This is a genomic window from Clostridioides sp. ES-S-0190-01 (assembly GCF_020658275.1).
GTDB lineage: Bacteria > Bacillota > Clostridia > Peptostreptococcales > Peptostreptococcaceae > Clostridioides.
This window is the reverse complement of record NZ_JACVWA010000032.1, coordinates 1-885: the sequence shown is the minus strand read 5'-3', so window position 1 is coordinate 885 and position 885 is coordinate 1. Positions and strand designations below refer to the sequence as shown.

1 protein-coding gene is annotated in these 885 nt (G+C 30.4%); it reads right to left on the bottom strand.

The window, feature by feature from the left end:
- A partial coding sequence (locus IC214_RS12575; RefSeq protein ID WP_227866709.1) for a serine hydrolase domain-containing protein occupies positions 1–877 on the bottom strand: 877 nt, incomplete at its 3' end.
- Between the last annotated feature and the right edge of the window lie 8 nt (positions 878–885).

Genomic DNA, 885 nt, shown 5'->3' with positions numbered 1-885 from the left:
CAGGCCATAGACCATTTAAATATTCTTTATTTTCCATAGCTTTTACTGAAGCAGGAGAAAGAATTCCATTTGATTTTTTCATAAATGTTTGTGCAAATGTACATAGATTTTCTGCACTTGAATATAAGCCACCCATACCTATAGTATTAAAGTTATCTTGTGGAACTGCATCTTCCCAATAAGGTACATAGGCTTTTGCAAGTCTTGAACTATCAAAGCTATTTTCTGGAGTTTTTGTGTTTTGTAAGTTAAGTGGATTATTTATGTACTTATCAAGAAAATTAGTAAATGACATACCAGATACTTTCTCTACTAAAATTTCAGCTAAAGTAAATCCATCATTACAATAAACGGAAAAAGCTCCTGGCTTAGCTTTTAATCTTTGTTTCTTTAATTCTTCTAAGAAATTATCATGACTATAAGAATCGTTGTCTCCCAATAAAAGGGCATTTTTTAAACTTCCTCCCATTAACCCTGATGAATGATTTAATAACATTCTTGGAGTGATTTCTTTATATCTATCATCAGCCATTTTAAATTCAGGTATATATTTTACAACAGGAGTATCTAAATTTACTTTTCCCTGTTCAACCAACTTCATAACAGCTGTAGTAGTAAATACTTTACTGATAGAGGCAATATTATACATATTATCCTTAGTTAAATTTTTATTATCTTGTTTGCTGTATACTCCACCATTTCCAGAAATCTCAATTTTACCATTATCAATTAGAGCATATTGAGCGCTTACAGCACCATATTTAGATAGTAAAGTTTGAATTTTCTCTTTAGCAAGAGCTCTAGTTTTTGTGTAAGACTCCGAACCTTTACTATAATCATTTAACTCTATATCAGAGCTTTGATACTTATCGGAGATATTGTTTG